The organism is Microvirga zambiensis WSM3693, assembly GCF_016735695.1.
Classification (GTDB): Bacteria; Pseudomonadota; Alphaproteobacteria; order Rhizobiales; family Beijerinckiaceae; genus Microvirga; species Microvirga zambiensis.
In genome coordinates this window covers 1-14,868 of record NZ_JAERQD010000095.1, presented here as the reverse complement: position 1 = coordinate 14,868, position 14,868 = coordinate 1, and the positions used below count along the sequence as shown (strand labels likewise).

The 14,868-nt window shown below is 58.5% G+C and carries 10 protein-coding genes and 2 pseudogenes; 1 reads left to right on the top strand and 11 read right to left on the bottom strand.

Annotated elements, in window-relative coordinates:
* Positions 1 to 187: 187 nt before the first annotated feature.
* The 6 genes from JKL46_RS31870 to repA form a co-directional block, all read right to left on the bottom strand.
* Entirely contained in the window at positions 188 to 706 is a 519-nt protein-coding gene (locus tag JKL46_RS31870) for a hypothetical protein (protein ID WP_201842209.1), read from the bottom strand.
* A 412-nt stretch (positions 707 to 1,118) separates the two neighbouring features.
* Positions 1,119 to 3,758, bottom strand: coding sequence for an EAL domain-containing protein (locus JKL46_RS36015; protein ID WP_201842207.1), 2,640 nt, complete (start codon positions 3,756 to 3,758; stop codon positions 1,119 to 1,121).
* 177 nt (positions 3,759 to 3,935) lie between these two features.
* The gene (locus tag JKL46_RS31860; RefSeq protein WP_201842205.1) at positions 3,936 to 4,427 is read right to left on the bottom strand and encodes a DUF5662 family protein; all 492 of its coding nucleotides are present in this window, start codon (positions 4,425 to 4,427) and stop codon (positions 3,936 to 3,938) included.
* 128 nt (positions 4,428 to 4,555) lie between these two features.
* Positions 4,556 to 5,785, bottom strand: a complete 1,230-nt coding sequence (locus tag JKL46_RS31855) for an RHE_PE00001 family protein (RefSeq protein ID WP_343074169.1) — start codon at positions 5,783 to 5,785, stop codon at positions 4,556 to 4,558.
* A 417-nt stretch (positions 5,786 to 6,202) separates the two neighbouring features.
* A complete protein-coding gene (gene repB, locus JKL46_RS31850; RefSeq protein WP_201842203.1) occupies positions 6,203 to 7,474 on the bottom strand; it encodes a plasmid partitioning protein RepB in 1,272 nt (423 codons plus the stop codon).
* Complete coding sequence (gene repA / locus JKL46_RS31845) at positions 7,474 to 8,712, bottom strand: plasmid partitioning protein RepA (protein ID WP_201842201.1); 1,239 nt, start codon at positions 8,710 to 8,712, stop codon at positions 7,474 to 7,476. Before repA ends, repB begins: the two co-directional genes overlap by 1 nt.
* 1,159 nt (positions 8,713 to 9,871) lie before the next feature.
* Between repA and JKL46_RS31840 the strand changes: the two are divergent.
* Positions 9,872 to 10,330: pseudogene (locus JKL46_RS31840) on the top strand (P1 family peptidase); the annotation flags it as partial.
* 154 nt (positions 10,331 to 10,484) lie between these two features.
* On the opposite strand, the gene JKL46_RS31835 reads toward JKL46_RS31840, so the two are convergent.
* From JKL46_RS31835 to JKL46_RS31815, 5 genes and pseudogenes are all read right to left on the bottom strand, one after another.
* On the bottom strand, positions 10,485 to 11,408 hold the full coding sequence (locus JKL46_RS31835; RefSeq protein ID WP_201842198.1) for a recombinase family protein: 924 nt from the start codon (positions 11,406 to 11,408) through the stop codon (positions 10,485 to 10,487).
* A 54-nt stretch (positions 11,409 to 11,462) separates the two neighbouring features.
* On the bottom strand, positions 11,463 to 11,894 hold the full coding sequence (locus JKL46_RS31830; RefSeq protein ID WP_201842196.1) for a PIN domain-containing protein: 432 nt from the start codon (positions 11,892 to 11,894) through the stop codon (positions 11,463 to 11,465).
* Positions 11,891 to 12,103, bottom strand: a complete 213-nt coding sequence (locus JKL46_RS31825) for a hypothetical protein (protein WP_201842194.1) — start codon at positions 12,101 to 12,103, stop codon at positions 11,891 to 11,893. Before JKL46_RS31825 ends, JKL46_RS31830 begins: the two co-directional genes overlap by 4 nt.
* A 949-nt stretch (positions 12,104 to 13,052) precedes the next feature.
* A complete protein-coding gene (locus tag JKL46_RS31820; protein WP_201842192.1) occupies positions 13,053 to 14,078 on the bottom strand; it encodes an IS110 family RNA-guided transposase in 1,026 nt (341 codons plus the stop codon).
* A 485-nt stretch (positions 14,079 to 14,563) separates the two neighbouring features.
* A pseudogene (locus JKL46_RS31815) lies at positions 14,564 to 14,868 on the bottom strand (hypothetical protein); the annotation flags it as partial.

Here is a 14,868-nt window from a genome sequence, read left to right as displayed (position 1 = left end):
AATGTCCCGATCGTCTCTGTGCAGCCGGTCGTGCGTCCACCTGTATACCGGGAGAGAGTCGTCGGCATCCCTGTGCCTGTCGAGGAGTGCCGCGTTGTCGTGACGAAGCGGATCGACGCCTTTGGTGATGTCACAGTCCGCCGAACCAAAGTCTGCGACTAATTTCTGCTCAATGCAGCCATCACTCTTATCGACCTCCTGGCGCCTGCAGCGAGATGCCCGCCGGCACTTTCAGCTCGCCGTCGTCCTGATCCAGGTCGATGAAATGGTTGTTCTTGGGAATGACCAACCCGTCCCCGATCTTTGGCAACTTGAACAGGGCGGTGCAGGTGATAGCCGAGCGCTCTCCCGACGAAGTCTCGGTGCCGGTGAGCCGCGTATTTGCCTGCCCAAAGCCTGAGAGGCTCCCTTCAATCCGGATGCTCTGATCGGGGAACGACCAGGTGAATTGCTGGCCCGTCTGCTCCCACTTGCCCGGCCATTCGCCCGATTTCGTTTGGGAGGCATCGAAAATGTAGGGGCTGGCCTCACCATTCTCCAACTCGCCTCCCCCAACCCCACCGCCTGGGTAGAAGGTGATCACGAACTGAGATCGATCAGAGGCGCGCGTACATTGCCAGAGGGAGCCTGCGAGGCTCAGACCGTCGGCGAGCGCTGTTGGGGACGCCAGAACAATCCCGATCGTGGCGAGCAGGAAGCTTCTCATGGGCTGTCTCCGATCAAGGACGGAGCAGCACCCTAGGCGGAGTTCCTTACCGAAACTTATCAGCCAGTGGGATTGGAGCGATCGGTATTGCCGCCACTGCTTTCAAGAAAGCACACCAGGGCGAAGACACTGATCACTGCCGCCAGCTCCGCACCAGAGAGGAGCCAGGAGGGAGCGCTCGCCCGCAGCGGCCCGACGGCCACCAGCGAAAGGAGGAAAGTAACCACTGTGCACCACATCAACATGCGATACCGCCCTTTAGAACGGGATCAAGCACTAACCTATTGAATATGAACAGCCAATGACAGGCTCATGTCATAACTAAGGAAAGCTTAGACCACCCAGTGCGCGGCCATCCTTACATGAACCAATAGATCTTTACCTTTGCCCAATAGGTAGTGGATCGCTGGCGTTACGCCTCGGCCTGGATTGCGTGATCCGCCATGATCTCATCGAAGGGCTCAGGCCTGTGGATCGCGTAGCCCTGAGCGAAAGTGATCCCCATGGAAGAAACCAATTCAAAAGTCGCCTGATCCTCGACGAACTCAGCCACCGTCCGCGCGCCGAGTTCTTTGGCAATCTGGTGAATAGATTTGACGATGTAGCGATCCACCGCATTCGTCGCCATGTTGTGAATGAAGCTGCCATCGATTTTGACCATATCGACTGGAAACTGGCGCAGGTAGTTGAACGAACTCAGGCCTACGCCGAAATCATCCAGCGCAATCTGGCATCCCATTTCCCGCAGCCTGCCGACTGTCGTAGCTGCCACAGCCATATTGCTGACCACGGCCGTTTCCGTGATCTCGAAGACCAGGATCTCGGGCGCGACACCGGTATCATCTAGAACCTCCCGCACATAAGCCGCAAATGAACCATCGCCGATTGAGGCTGCCGACAGGTTGAGGTGGATCTGGGGATGCTGGTCAAGGCCCCCTGCCCGTCCAAGGAAGGTCAGCGCCTCCCGGACGACCCAGCGGTCGATGGCCCCAATGAGATCATACCGTTCTGCCGCCGGGATAAACACGGACGGCGGGATGACCGTACCGTCCCTGTCTAGCATCCGCACCAAGATCTCATAGCGTTCCTGGGTCGGATTCGCGCACGCGACAATCCTTTGAGCAAACAGCCGGAACCGGCCCTCTTCTATGGCCAGTTTGATCCCGGCAGCGACCGCAATTTCGCGGTGGCGATCAACCGCTTCGCTCTGCTCAGGACGATAGATGCTGACCCGGTTCCGCCCGGCCATTTTGGCGGTCAGGCAGGCAACATCTGCTTGAGCGAGGACAGCGCTTGGGGAACGGGAACTCGGCGTAATCTCGGTTACGCCGATGCTGGCCCCGACGCTATAGCTGCGATCATCCCAGGGGAACTGGATGGCACTGGCTGCAGTATTGAGTTCCTCGAGGATCACCGTCGCATCATCAAGGGAACATCCGAGTAGGATGATGCCGAACTCGTCCCCACCGAGCCGGCCGATCACATCGCCCTCGCGCAGGTAATTTGGCAAGGCCCCTGCCACGCCCCGCAACAAGGCGTCGCCGGCGACATGCCCGGCGGAATCGTTGATAATCTTCAAGCGGTCGAGATCCACAAAGGCCAGGGCATGCTTGATGCCGGTGTCAAGGCTTTCCGCCAGCGCCTCTTCAAGCTTCTGCTCGAAGGCTGATCGATTCAGGAGACCGGTCAGTTCGTCATGGGTCGCGTTGTATCTGAGGCGCTCCTCGGCTTCGCGCCGGGCCGTGATATCCTGGAATTGCACGATCATGTAGGCGGGCTTGCCAGCCTCATCACGCAGGAGAGAGGCGGATCTCAAGACCCACACCTCCGTACGATCCTTGCGAACTAGACGGCGTTCGCTCTCAAAGACATCGATCTCACCTCTCATGAGCGGGCCATCATCTGGCGGATCTTCATCAGGAGGCGTCAGGTCGGCGGCTGTCTTCGAGAGCATCTCCCTTTCGGAAAAACCGAACAGCCGGCAGAAGGCCGGATTGACCTTGAACACGGTTCCGTCGAGGTGGAGAAGCGCCGTTCCGATACCGGCACCCTTCATGGCTCCGCGGAAGAGTGCTTCGTTATGCAAGGCCTCCTGGTGCGCGGCTCGCCGCCAGCGGAACTCTCTGCGCAGGCTGAGAGCCAGGGCGATCATGGCCCCGGTCAGGGCGAGCACAATGCCGCCGATCGTTAGAGCTCGGCTCCGCCAGGCGGCATAGACATCCTGCAGGGAGCGTCCCACGCTGATCGTCAGCGGAAAATCCCCGATCTGGGTGAACGTGTACAGTCGCGGGGTCCCGTCGACTGGCGAGGAGCTGGCCTCGAACGATCCTGAACGCTGCTGCGGATAGTAGCGATAAAGCTCCGCCTTGCTGACGTCCGTGCCGAGATGGTTCTCGTTGAATGGCTCGCGCACGAGCAGCTTTCTGTCCGCGCGCATGAGCGACATGGAGCCGTTCGGTCCCAGGTCCATCCTGCGGAACAGATCAGTGAAGTAGTCCAGGCCCAGGCCGACATACGCGATCCCGGCGAACCGGCCATCCGGATGAGAAATCCTCCGACTGAACACGAGGCCCCATCCAAGGCCAACAGGGCTCTTGATCGGCAGCGAAACATAAAGCCCTACATCCGGACGATCGCGATGGACGGTAAAATACTGTTGCTTAGCGACGTTGATGATATTCGGGTCGGCGAAACGGGAGTGGTATCTCAGCTTCCCGTTTTCATCGACGATGGCGATGGCAGCGAAGTACTGCGCCGTCGCCACCTGATCGAACAGCAGCTGGCGCTGGAGGTCAGAACCCAGTTCAGTGAAGCCTTGCTGGTTGACCCGATCGATGACCTTCTGGATCGTCAGATCGATAATCTCAATGTTGCGAGAGATGTCTCGGCTCACGGATGCAACAAGGTTACTCGACGCTGCCTTCGCTTGGTCAGACGCGTTCCCCCGTTCATCGTAGACAAGAGCCGCGCAAAACAAGTTGAAGACTGCGGCCAGAACCAGGACGTTCAAAACCGGGTTGCGAGCGAGCAGGTTCTTAAACCAGGAGGTCACGAGGCGATTTCTTGGAGAGGGGCATCGGGCGAGACTTCAACGACATCTATGCATCACAGGCCACAATCTGGCCCTAATCAAAATAAGCCAGAGAAGCCTCTGGAAATCCATTCGACAAAGGAAATGGGGTAAATGATCGCGCCCGGATCGTAAGTGGTAAGACCCTAGTGGATAAAATCATACGGAAGAGTCCGACTTCGGCTCATCTGGATGCCGCTCAGGCCAGCGGGCCAAGGTGTTCGCAAGGATGGCAGCCAGTTGGTTCTGAATGCCGAAAAGCTCGAGGTTGTAGGCAAGCTTCACCCCGTCCTCTGGGTTGCGCTTTGCCGCAGCCATCCAGTCACAGACCATCTCAACGAGATCGAACAGGTCCATGCCCGCGATGCCTCGTGGGCCATAGTGCTCGGGATGATGAGAATTGCAGCGGTAGTGATGGTCGAAAGCCGGTGCGAGATGCTCTAACACCTTGGCGTATTCGGTCGAGCCATAGGAGACGCCTTGCAGGAGGGGGATGGCTTCGTCGAAGGCCGGCTTTTCTGCCGGGTCGAACTTGCTGGCGTCATGGATACGACCGCGCCTCAGCATCTCGGTGATAAAGGTATCGATATAGGCACGGACCTGAAGGATGTGGTCCAAGATGTCGGCGCGGCTATCGAAGGTAACAGCCATAGCGATGCCCTCACAATAAGATGCAGCGCCATCGTAGTGGATGTCTAACATGGGGACCAAATGTCAGATTCTGTCCACCAGGCGCACGTCGTGTAGTCAAATTCACCCCGAGGCATGTCGAGCCGCCCTTATACAATGCCCCACGCCCGGTAACGGGTTCGGCCGGTCAGTTCCCGCGGGAGAGCCCCTCCCAATTGTCCCAGCATCAGATCCACTGCCTTTGGTGTCACCTTCAACAGTTTGGCACCGAGTGGCACCGTCACCAATGGGCGCGACAGGAACAAAGCGACGAGTTCCGGTAGCTTGGAATTCGAGCGCGTTTTGGCCGTAACCCGCCCCATCAACTCCCGTGCCAGGATCAGCCTCTCCAGATCCTTGTCCGCGATGTCCAATGCCTCCTCAATGACACTGCAAAAGCCATCGAGTTTCTGCTTCGCCCCTTCCCTGCCCTGCGGTCGGAACTTCGACTTCTTAAAGCCGGCCGCCAGTGGCAAAAGGTGGTTCGTCAGCCCTCGCGTTCGCAGAATAGAGGCGGCCATCGTCAGCCCCAGCCACGGCAATCGGGTATAGAGGTTGAGATCCAGCCAAGCATTCCAAGCGACGGCTGCAGCAGCAACTGCCGGCCAATGGGAAGTTCGTTTGACGAAATCAAGCCACAGATCCTCGGCCTCTGCTTCATCCTGATCGGGATCATAGACTAGGTGGGATCGGCTCTTGGGCAGCGGAGTTTCACCTGCGAGGACCCTTGTGGTCCGATCCAACACGGCGTCGATTTCGGCGAAATGCGCTTTCCACGGGTCTGCATCATTAGCAAAGGCCGGGTAAGCCTCGTCATCATCCGGATCAGGTCTCTTGCGTTTTGATGTCGTCGTCACTTCCGGGCCGATCCCGCCGACACCCCTCAGGGCCGCTAGTCCGTCGAACGAAACTGGCCAAGGAGCTTTTCTCGCCATCGCAGTTCTCCGAGCTCTGAGAGCCGCGGCCGCCCGGGTGAGTTCGTGCGTCGGGCTGCGAACGTCCATTCCGGCATCATGAAGGACGAGATCACCGACGTCCACGAGATAGCCATCGAGCATAAGGGCTCGGACGGCTTCAGTCATATCGCAACGAGACTGCCAGCCAGCTGAGAGTCCGGATACCTCCAATCGAGCGTCAAAGCGGAGAATGGCAATCGTAATCTGCTCGAGCCGACCAGCAATTGTCTCCCACGGTAATTCGGGAATGACGATCGCGGACCGTTCCGGTCCTTCATCAGTCAAACTAAAGCGCACCAGCATCCCCTTCGCTAGTTTTGCAAACTCTAACATATTGTAGAAGAACCATTCTACCTCAACAACGGTAGCATTTGGCGGGTTCACTATAGTTTGCCATGGGGAACGGAGCCGACCGAAGATGGGCATTTTAGGCTGTTTTGGCCCTGATCCGGCCGATTTGGGCCAATCTTGGCCGATTCTGGTCGCCCCACAGGGCAAATTCCCTGCAATTGGCTAAGAAAATACGACTGCAGCAGCCATCAAAAATCGGCTTGGCGGCGACATCAACCGATCGGTTTATCACGCCCTGATGAATGTACATTAGGTCCAGGCGTTCCCCTGCCCGGACGGGGCAAACAGGCAATGTCAAGCGGCGCGATAAGATCCGTACAAGCTGGTGAAAGTAGCCGATCAGCTCATCTCCCTTGGGTCCAGGGTGATAATCGGGTGAAGACAGGCCCATTTCATGCCAGCCATAGCGATTAAGGGCAGCAGAAATGCTGCCCTTCGCTTCGAGTACAGTTAGCCTTCCGATTGCCCAGAGTATTTGGCATACAGAGCATCAAGGTTATTGACGACGAACTCGGCAAAGCCCGCATCGACATTGCGGTCGATCTGCAGCGTGCAACGCTTAGACGTAAAGTTGATCGTTGCTTTGACGCGCGTATCGCGAGCTTCCCAGTAACCAAGCTCAGCACGTGCTGGCCGGTCTTTGCGGGTCACCTCTTCGACGAGGGAGTTGAAGCGCTCGTTCGTCTCGCGAGCGTTAAAGGCGGGCGTCTTGATGAACGCCTTTGCTTTCTCTAGCGCGGATGCATCGTTCTGGAACAGTTGGGCCAAGGGCAGCCAGCGTTTGCGACCGATCTCTGGAGCTGGGCCAATCGCGTCGATAACAGTGGCTGGAATCCGTTCGACCACCTGCAAGTACCAAGTGATCTGAGATTGGTTGCTGATGCCGAGCGCTGCCGCAATCGTCTCACGGTTGAACTTCTTCGCTTTCATTGCAGCCGCAAATCGCGCCTTCTCAATGAAGCTCAAGTCAAGTCGGGCGTTATTTTCCTGGCCTTGCGCCACAATGAGCTCAACGTCAGTCAATTGCCTGACGACCGCGCGGATTCTCATTCCGAGCGAAGCGACGGCCTTCAGGCGTCGATGCCCGTACGCAGCCTGGTAGCGCCCATCTTGCTGAGGATGAGGCCTCACTAGGATCGGAACGAGCTGACCCTGGCTCTTGATCTGATGTGCTAGGTCAGCGAGCGACTGAGTACCATCCTCCATTCGGTCTCGGATGAAGGACTCGTCGATCAGGCTCGGATCTAGTTCAACGACCGTTTGCCCGCTCTCAATGAGTGCCTTCAAGTCCTCTAGTTCGTGAGAGTCGTCCCGAACCATTGTACTTAAGCGCTTCATCACTTGGCTTGTAGGCGCATTCTGCCGAAGCAGACTTTTGGATACTGTCTGAGAAGTATTCTCAGCTTCACTCTCGCTCCCGACTTTCGGAGGTGCCGCCGTAACCGTTTCAGGGATCTCCACGAGCGTCGCGGAGACCGTCGGCGCAATATCAGAGATCTCAAGATCAGTGCTCAGGTTCGCTGAAGCCCCCTCCCCCGCCCCCGACTTTCTGTCAGATGGCTCTACGATAACGGGAACGCCACTTGGCCCGGGCTCAACAGCTAACTCGGAGATGGTTTCGGAGACTGCCCGCAGCTTGTCCTCATATGCTGTCTCCTGAATCACAGGATCAGACTCTTCCGTGTTGAGGAACGCTGCCAGTCGCTTCGCACTCTTCGCCATTAGATCCTCCCCCAAGCCTGCAGAACCAGCGTTTCGATATCGCGGTTGACAGCGTTCATGGACTCAATCGCGCGGTCGATCGTGCCTTTCGTAAAGTCCGCGCGCTCGGCTTCGTAAATGGTCTTCTTCATAATGCCTGCATCTGAGACGGCCGTGCTTTTCAGCATTTCATTGTCAAGAACATATTCTCCGAACATCTTACGGAGATACTGAACCATTTGAGCTTGAGGCACATCGTTTGGCTCATAGCGGGTGACCAGATATTTGAGCCAGTCGTACTCTGTATTGCCGCCCGCATTTTTAAGCACGCTTAGCAGGTCCTTGGTCATCGTTAGGAATTGAGCCATAGACATTACGTCCATCATTTGTGGATGGACCGTGATCACGATGCCCGTTGCGGCACTGAGAGCTGAGAGGGTCAGATATCCCAATTGAGGAGGACAATCGATCACAACTAGATCGTAGTTATGATGCACGGTCTCGAGCGCGCCGTTTACGCGGTCGAAGAAGCGCTTTCCCTCCTGCTTGTTCTGGAGAGCCATTGGCACTTCGTGCTCGAACTCCATGAGCTCGAGGTTCGCAGGGATGATTTCCAAGCCCTCAATATAGGTTGGCCGGATAATGTCCTTGAGCGGAATTCTCGCACCGGAGTAGCGGATGTTTCCATAAAGGGTCTGGTTCTCGAGGACGTCGAGCTCCGGATGGAGGCCGTGGACGGCTGAGAGGCTCGCTTGCGGATCCAGATCGACGGCCAGAACGCGATATCCATTTATGGCAAGATACTGCGCCAGATGAGCCGCAGTTGTGGTCTTTGCTGACCCGCCCTTGAAGTTCGTGCAGGCGATCACCTGAAGGTGTTCGCCCCCGCTACGATGTTTCAAATACTGCCTCTCCCCTTTCGCATTTGCGTCGAGATACGCACGCAGGTTCGCGACGTCCTTGAGGGAGTAGAGGCGTCGGCCATTCGGCTGTATCTCCACGTTAGGCCCCTTCCCGTCCAGCGAGAGCTGCCGCAGGTAACTGTCTGCAACACCAAGGAGCTTAGCGACCTCTCCGGACGTCAGCTTGCGAAAGGACTTTTGAGCCCGCGGCGGAAAAGCGGTTTCAAGCTGCCGGTGCAGGTTTTTGGAGAGCTTGGTTGCATGCTCTCCAATGAGGTCTAGCCCCACACGGGACGGCCGATTGGATGTTGAGCTGGCAGTTACCTGACCTTCGCTCTTGAGCTGCGGCAAAGCCATCAAGGTCCTCCTTCTTACGGAAAAGTGCCGGCAAGCGGCCGAATTCCGTCTCATCAAATGCAGAGAACGTTAACATCAAGTTAAACTAAGGGTGCTCGAAACGAGCCGTCTGCTACGTTCTCCTGCTGAGCCGTGCTCGCTAAATAGCTGGTGATCAATGAGAACTCTTAGCGACGCAGTGTTTTAAACACGTGTAAAAACTCTGCCTGCCACCCCCTGAGGCGAGGATAAGAATTCCGTCAAACTCGTCCGCCTGCGCCCGCCAGCCTGATTCGAGTTCGCCAAGTATGCTGCATCAAACCCTGCATCACGGTGGCCTGAAATAGTCCAGCCCTTTCCTGCTGGCCTGGTCTGATCCGCATACCGCGAAACCAAGAGTCCCCAGGAATCACATCTGGCTGTCCGAGCCTGATTTCCAGTCGCGCGAGCTTTACTCCGCCTTCGATTTTACACTTGTAAAATCCGGTTAGAACCAATCTCGCTTGTGGTCGGTCGGCGCCGACGACAACCAATTCGGTCAAGTACAACACGGCGCAGGCGTCGATTAGCCGATGCCAGTGACTCTCAGCCATTACGTTTTTACACGTGTAAAAACTGCGGCGACGGCCTCACATCCATCGGGCGATGTCAGTGGCGTCGCCTATAGCCTCTAGTGCCCTGCCCTTTTCAGCACCAAGGACAGTTTTGAGATCCCGATACTTGACAGGTGTTATGTCGACGGTGCGCTTCAGCTACCGTTCTCTGATTTGATGACTGCCATGTGTTGTCGGGTTCGGGGCCGCAGACCACATGGTATCGTATTTTACACCTGTAAATTCGAGGATGAGAAGCAAGGCCCCTCCCCCCATGCCGGAGGCCGCCGACAGCTGTTGACATGTATTCTCCTGGCGCAAAGTGCTCGCGGCTAAGAGAACCCCAGACTAGGTGGAAGTCGGCTGTTTCACCACGGTTTCCGCCCCGACGCTTCTTACCCAAAACGACGTGATCGTCGCAGGCTCGCACATGAAGCTTTTTACACGTGTAAAATACACCATTGGTCGGCCCATTCCTTATCAGGTTGATTGCTGGCTCTAGATCAAGGGGCGGTGCAAGCTCACTGGTTAGCCATAGGCCTGGACGCGAGCTACTTCCGTCGTTCCAGCCAACCATCGGGTATTGGGGCACTGACGTCGCGGTCGGCGTCATCTCGGCCGTGAATGCCGCGGGCGATATCGACCACCCCGACTCCAACCAAATCCTCGCCAGCGCCAGACGGGAGGATGGGCAGGGGTCACGCGACACGATGGCGGCGACTATGGATGGCCACCGCGTCGTAACATCTCCTGGCAGCAATACGAGGATCGAAGCGGTGGCCATAAACGTGTCATTCAGCAAGACCGAGATAAACAAGATGGCGCGGATGGCCCATGACGGCTTTGCCCGCAGCATCAACCCCGTGCACACGATGTCCGATGGTGACACGATCTTTGCCCTGTCCTCCGGCAAGGCCTAACCCGTCCGGGCTGATGTTTCGGCCATAGGGGCGATCGCCGCCACTGTATTGGCCCATGCGTTAGTGCAGGCCAAAAGTCGGACGGAGCATCAATTCCCGGCGCACAGTGACTGCGTCAAGGAGTGAACAGAGCCTTTGGAGTTCGTCGCAGAAGACGGGGAAGGGGCTGAGAGGGCCTGGTCCCCTACGATCGCTCACTTTCCGTCGCCTCGACAACGGTCAACTGCGGGTGGGTCCGCTTCACCTCGGTCACCGCGCGTTAACCATATTTCCTGGCGCGCTACCCCGCGCCTTGCTGGGATGTTGGCAGCATCAGCCCAGCGCTTCGCGCTCGATCGAGTTGCTGCTTGACGGAGGAAGCGTTCCATTTTGTCCCGCCTCTCGGGGTTCGCTCTCTCATGCGTTCGAGTTGGGCTGCAATGTCCCGCAATGACAGATCCGGATCGGCCATGGCGATGCCAGCGATTAACGTCACGAGACGGTCTTCGGCGGGACGGGGAGGGGACTTTTGAAGCAGCACAGGATCAGCCATGCGCTGCGAGACCAGTTTCCGAACAGCGCGGCGAAGGCGCTCCTCCGTCCAGTCTTGGCCCCATCCATTCAAAACCTGAACGACGTCGCCCCATGGGCGCCCTGGCCGCATCCGCTTCACCGTGGGCATCCAGCGATCGGCCGAGGCAATGAGCGGCTCGAGGTACCGTTTCTCTCTAGCGACTTCCAGCCGGCGGAGGGTTTCCGGGCGGCGTTCGCGAACCCCGGGGCTCCCGAGAACCTTCCCGCGGGCCTTAGCCGCCCGTAGTCCGGCCTTGGTGCGCTCGGAGATGAGGGATCGCTCGAGCTGGGCCACCGCACCGAGAACCTGTAGCGAGAACATGCCCTGAGGCGTCGAGGTATCGATCGGATCCTGGAGTGATTTGAAATGCGCATTCTTCCTCTCCAGCCCTTCGATGACCTCAAGCAGGTGGCTCACCGAGCGCGCCAGCCGGTCGAGGCGCACGACCACGAGCACATCCCCGGCCCGGATATCCTTGAGCAGCTGAGCGAGAACCGGACGGGTCCGGGACGCACCCGAACCCTGCTCCTGATGGATCGTAACGCAGCCGGCCGCCTTGAGCTCGATGAGCTGGGCGTCCGTCATCTGGTCCTCGGTCGATACGCGGGCGTAGCCGATCAGGCGCCGTTTCGGGGCAGGGGAGGGGGCCATGTGGGTTGCCAATCTCAGTCTCGGGCTCACCATAAATCAGGCAACACTCGGAGCTTATACCGCCGCCAACAGGTTCGAGGTTGACCATGAGGGCCAGCCGGTCCCGGCGAAATCGCGATCATGGCTCCACAGGTCGGCGTCCAAGGTCCAGGCCAACGCCAGCAGATGAGCATCCGTGACGCTGCCATTGCGGGATGCCGGAGCGCTCCGGAGAACCATTTCGGCCGTCGCCATATCCTCGTTGGCCACGTCCTCACGGGCGATGATGGTCAGCAGATCAAGCAGGCCTTCCAGAACGGAGAGATCGTTGGGCCTTATATGCCCAACTACCCTATAGGCCTCGTCAAACGCTTCTTCGCTGGTGATCAGGCTCCGCCGCCCCGAGATCAGATCCAGATGGGCGCCGGTCGTTGATCCCAGGACCGCAGCCACCAGGATATTGGCGTCGACCACCAGGGCGGCCGGGACGCCGCGCGGTCGACTCAAGGGCCAAACTCGCGATCAAGGGCCGCTTGCTCCTCAGGGGAGCGCTGAGACTGTGCCTTCGCCAACGCCTGACGGAACCGTGCGCGAGCCGCTTCGGAGGCGGGGCGCAGGGGAACGAGCAGCGCGACCGTCCGCCCGTCACTCTGCACCGGAACAGCTCCGGGCAGCTGCTCGATCGAGGTCGCGGACAGTTTCTGGAGCTCTCTCATCGTAATCGCATGTGCCATGCTATGTATGTAAACCTGTAGGGCGGGCTTTTCAAGCAGCTTGGCCACCATTTGTACAAATGCATGAGATGCGTGCTAACGATCGTTTGCAGACGTTTCTCAAGCCATTTTGTTAACCAGCCCGGCAGGGGAGGGCTTCCCCAGAGTTGGCGAAAATGGCTTAAAAACAAGGATTTTGGCACTTTGGTCGGAGCCGAGAGCCCTCCATGGGCGTTTGTGATCAAGATTCCCCTCGAGCAGCTCAGAATGCTGCTCGTCAAAATGGCAAGCATGCGCATGACGGACCGTAGCCAATTGCTGCTTAGCTTTCACTGGCACAGTCCTGCTGCGCAATATCAACAACTTAGTACCTGTCGCAGGCAGCTCTCTGGGGAGTAACCGGGGCAGATTGCTTTCAATTACCCACAAGTCCGGTTCCGACGGTTGCGCCGAGTTCGATATCGGTGAGGCGGGAGAGGCCGCGCGGATACGTCGCAAATTTGGAGCTGGGACGCGAAGCCGGCTGAGATCCGCTGATAAGTTCAAGCAACAAGCAGATCAAACGGAACCGTCGCAAACTCTTCTGTAACTGAGTTCGTCATATGCCTCCTGCCAACTCCGGAGGGATGTGATGGGGTCGTCTAATCGCGAGCCATTTTGCAAGTCCTTTTCAATTTTCCCGGGCTTGACGCCAGGATCAGGGTCAAGGAGGCATTCAAGAGGGGCAGTCACAGCGGATCAAAGGCACGCCATGTGAGCGGGGGCCGGGAGCAGGGTCGTCTTCGCGGTCGACAGCAGTCGCCGCATGATGGCGCTTCGCGGGAGGAGCCTTCCTATGTGGACGCCGCACTCGGCTGAACCAGCAGTGCATCCCATCAAGCGGAATGGCTCGGCCCACGTCCCGGCAGGGACGTCTTAGCGCGCTCAGAGCCTGAACGCGATCCTCAATCCATCAAGCGACTGCGCCAACAGTCCGGTCGAAGAAGGTGCCGGTCTTGAGCATCGCGTGCATGATAACGGCGAGTTTCCTCGCCACGGCAACGGCGGCTCGCTTGAAGCCGACCCGCTCCCTGAGCTTAAGGCCCCAGGTCCGCAGACCACTCTCGGCCGAGCTGCGGGTCAGGATGACCGTTGCCGCCTCGAAGAGCAGTCCTCGCACCTGACGATCGCCTCGGCGGGAGATATGACCATCGTAGTCGACCTCGCCCGACTGGTAGCGCCGGGTGGTCAGGCCCAACCAGGCGCCTACGGAACGGGACCGCTTGAAGTTGTTCGGGTCCTCAATCGCGGTCGCAAAGGATGTCGCGGTGATTGCTCCGACCCCAGGGATCGACATGAGAATGCGACAGGCTTGGTTCTGACGCGCCTCGGCCACGAGCTGTCGTCCGAGTTCAGCAGCTCGGATCCGCAGGCTGCGCCACGCCTCCAGCATCGGCAGCACGATGGCAGAAAGCCCGTTCTGGTCGACCAGAAGACCGCGCACATTTTTCTCGAACGTGCTGCCCTTGCCGGCGGGAACGACCAACCCGAACGTCTTCATGAGCCCGCGGATCTGGTTGGATAGCTCGGTGCAGATCCGCACCAGGCGGGTGCGGGCCGCGACCAGCGTGCGGGTCAGCATGCTGTCAAACCCTTTCACCCGCACCTCACGGAAGAACCCGACTTCCGCCAGATGGGCCAAGCCGTCGGCATCATTCGCGTCGGTTTTGTTCGCTGCCATGTCGAGGGCGGCTTTGGCATGGCGTGCATCGATGCAGATGGCCGGCAGCCCCTCGGCGCAAAGCGCATGATAGAACCAGATCGACAAGGGGCCGGTCTCGAAGATCACCCGCTTCGCAGACGGGGCACGTTTGCGGATCAGGTCCGCAATCAGCTTGGGATCGGAAGGGCACTTGCCGCGCCAGACGCGCTTGCCGCCTCGGCGGATCGACACCGCCGTCTCTTTCATCGACACGTCGAGCCCGATATAGTCGTCCATGGCTGTTCTCCATTCGATGCCTGGGCCCGGCTTCCCGTCGTGAGCCCGTTTTCCATCTTATCGGGGAACAGCCACCGGCTTCCATGAGCGTGACTGGTTTGTGTGGGGCGACTCGCTCCCGCGATTACCCCATGTGGACGCCCCCCAACGGCCTCACATGAGAGTGTTCCGGTCAATGGTTCATGCCTGGTCCTTCCCGATGAACGCTTCTGCAGTTTCGGTAGAAACCTGATCGTGTCCTTGGATCCGTGGCTCAAGCCCATTCGCATCATGCAGCCCCGTGGCCGCATCGCCTCACATCCGGTCGCCGCTCAATACGGCTGCACCACAATCCCTCCTGCACGAGGGTGCCGGGCTTGGGAAGAGCGGGACCATTCTTGGAATGGCGGCATGTTTCAGCCCTGGCCGTTGGCGGTCCGCTCGCCCCGGATCCCACGAGGCTGATCAGGCTTCGTGGAAGCTGTGAATTTGATCTGTCGCCGGCCTCAAGCTGACTTCAACACGGCGCCTTCGGGCATCACACCTTGAGTGACAAAGCGCCAGAGCGCCACGAGCAATTTGCGGGCCATGGCCACAATAGCAATCCGGCGGGTCCGACCGCGCTCGGTTCCGACGCGCTCGCGGAACCAGCGGCTCTGGGCTGAGTCCGGCTGGTGACGCTGCCATAACCAAGCCAATTCAATCGCCGCTGTCCGCAGGCGCGGATTGCCGGTCTGGTCTTGCTTCGAAAAAATGGAGAGCTTCTGATGAAGCAGGAGGATCTCCATGCCGAAGACCCGTTTTACGAGAG

Coding starts and splice junctions, on each gene's coding strand:
- JKL46_RS31860 (WP_201842205.1), bottom strand. CDS start 4,427: ATGGCTGTTACCTTCGATAGCCGCGCCGACATCTTGGACCACATCCTT.
- JKL46_RS31820 (WP_201842192.1), bottom strand. CDS start 14,078: ATGGACGACTATATCGGGCTCGACGTGTCGATGAAAGAGACGGCGGTG.
- JKL46_RS31825 (WP_201842194.1), bottom strand. CDS start 12,103: ATGAGAGAGCTCCAGAAACTGTCCGCGACCTCGATCGAGCAGCTGCCC.
- JKL46_RS31870 (WP_201842209.1), bottom strand. CDS start 706: ATGAGAAGCTTCCTGCTCGCCACGATCGGGATTGTTCTGGCGTCCCCA.
- repA (WP_201842201.1), bottom strand. CDS start 8,712: ATGGCTTTGCCGCAGCTCAAGAGCGAAGGTCAGGTAACTGCCAGCTCA.
- JKL46_RS31835 (WP_201842198.1), bottom strand. CDS start 11,408: ATGGCCCCCTCCCCTGCCCCGAAACGGCGCCTGATCGGCTACGCCCGC.
- repB (WP_201842203.1), bottom strand. CDS start 7,474: ATGGCGAAGAGTGCGAAGCGACTGGCAGCGTTCCTCAACACGGAAGAG.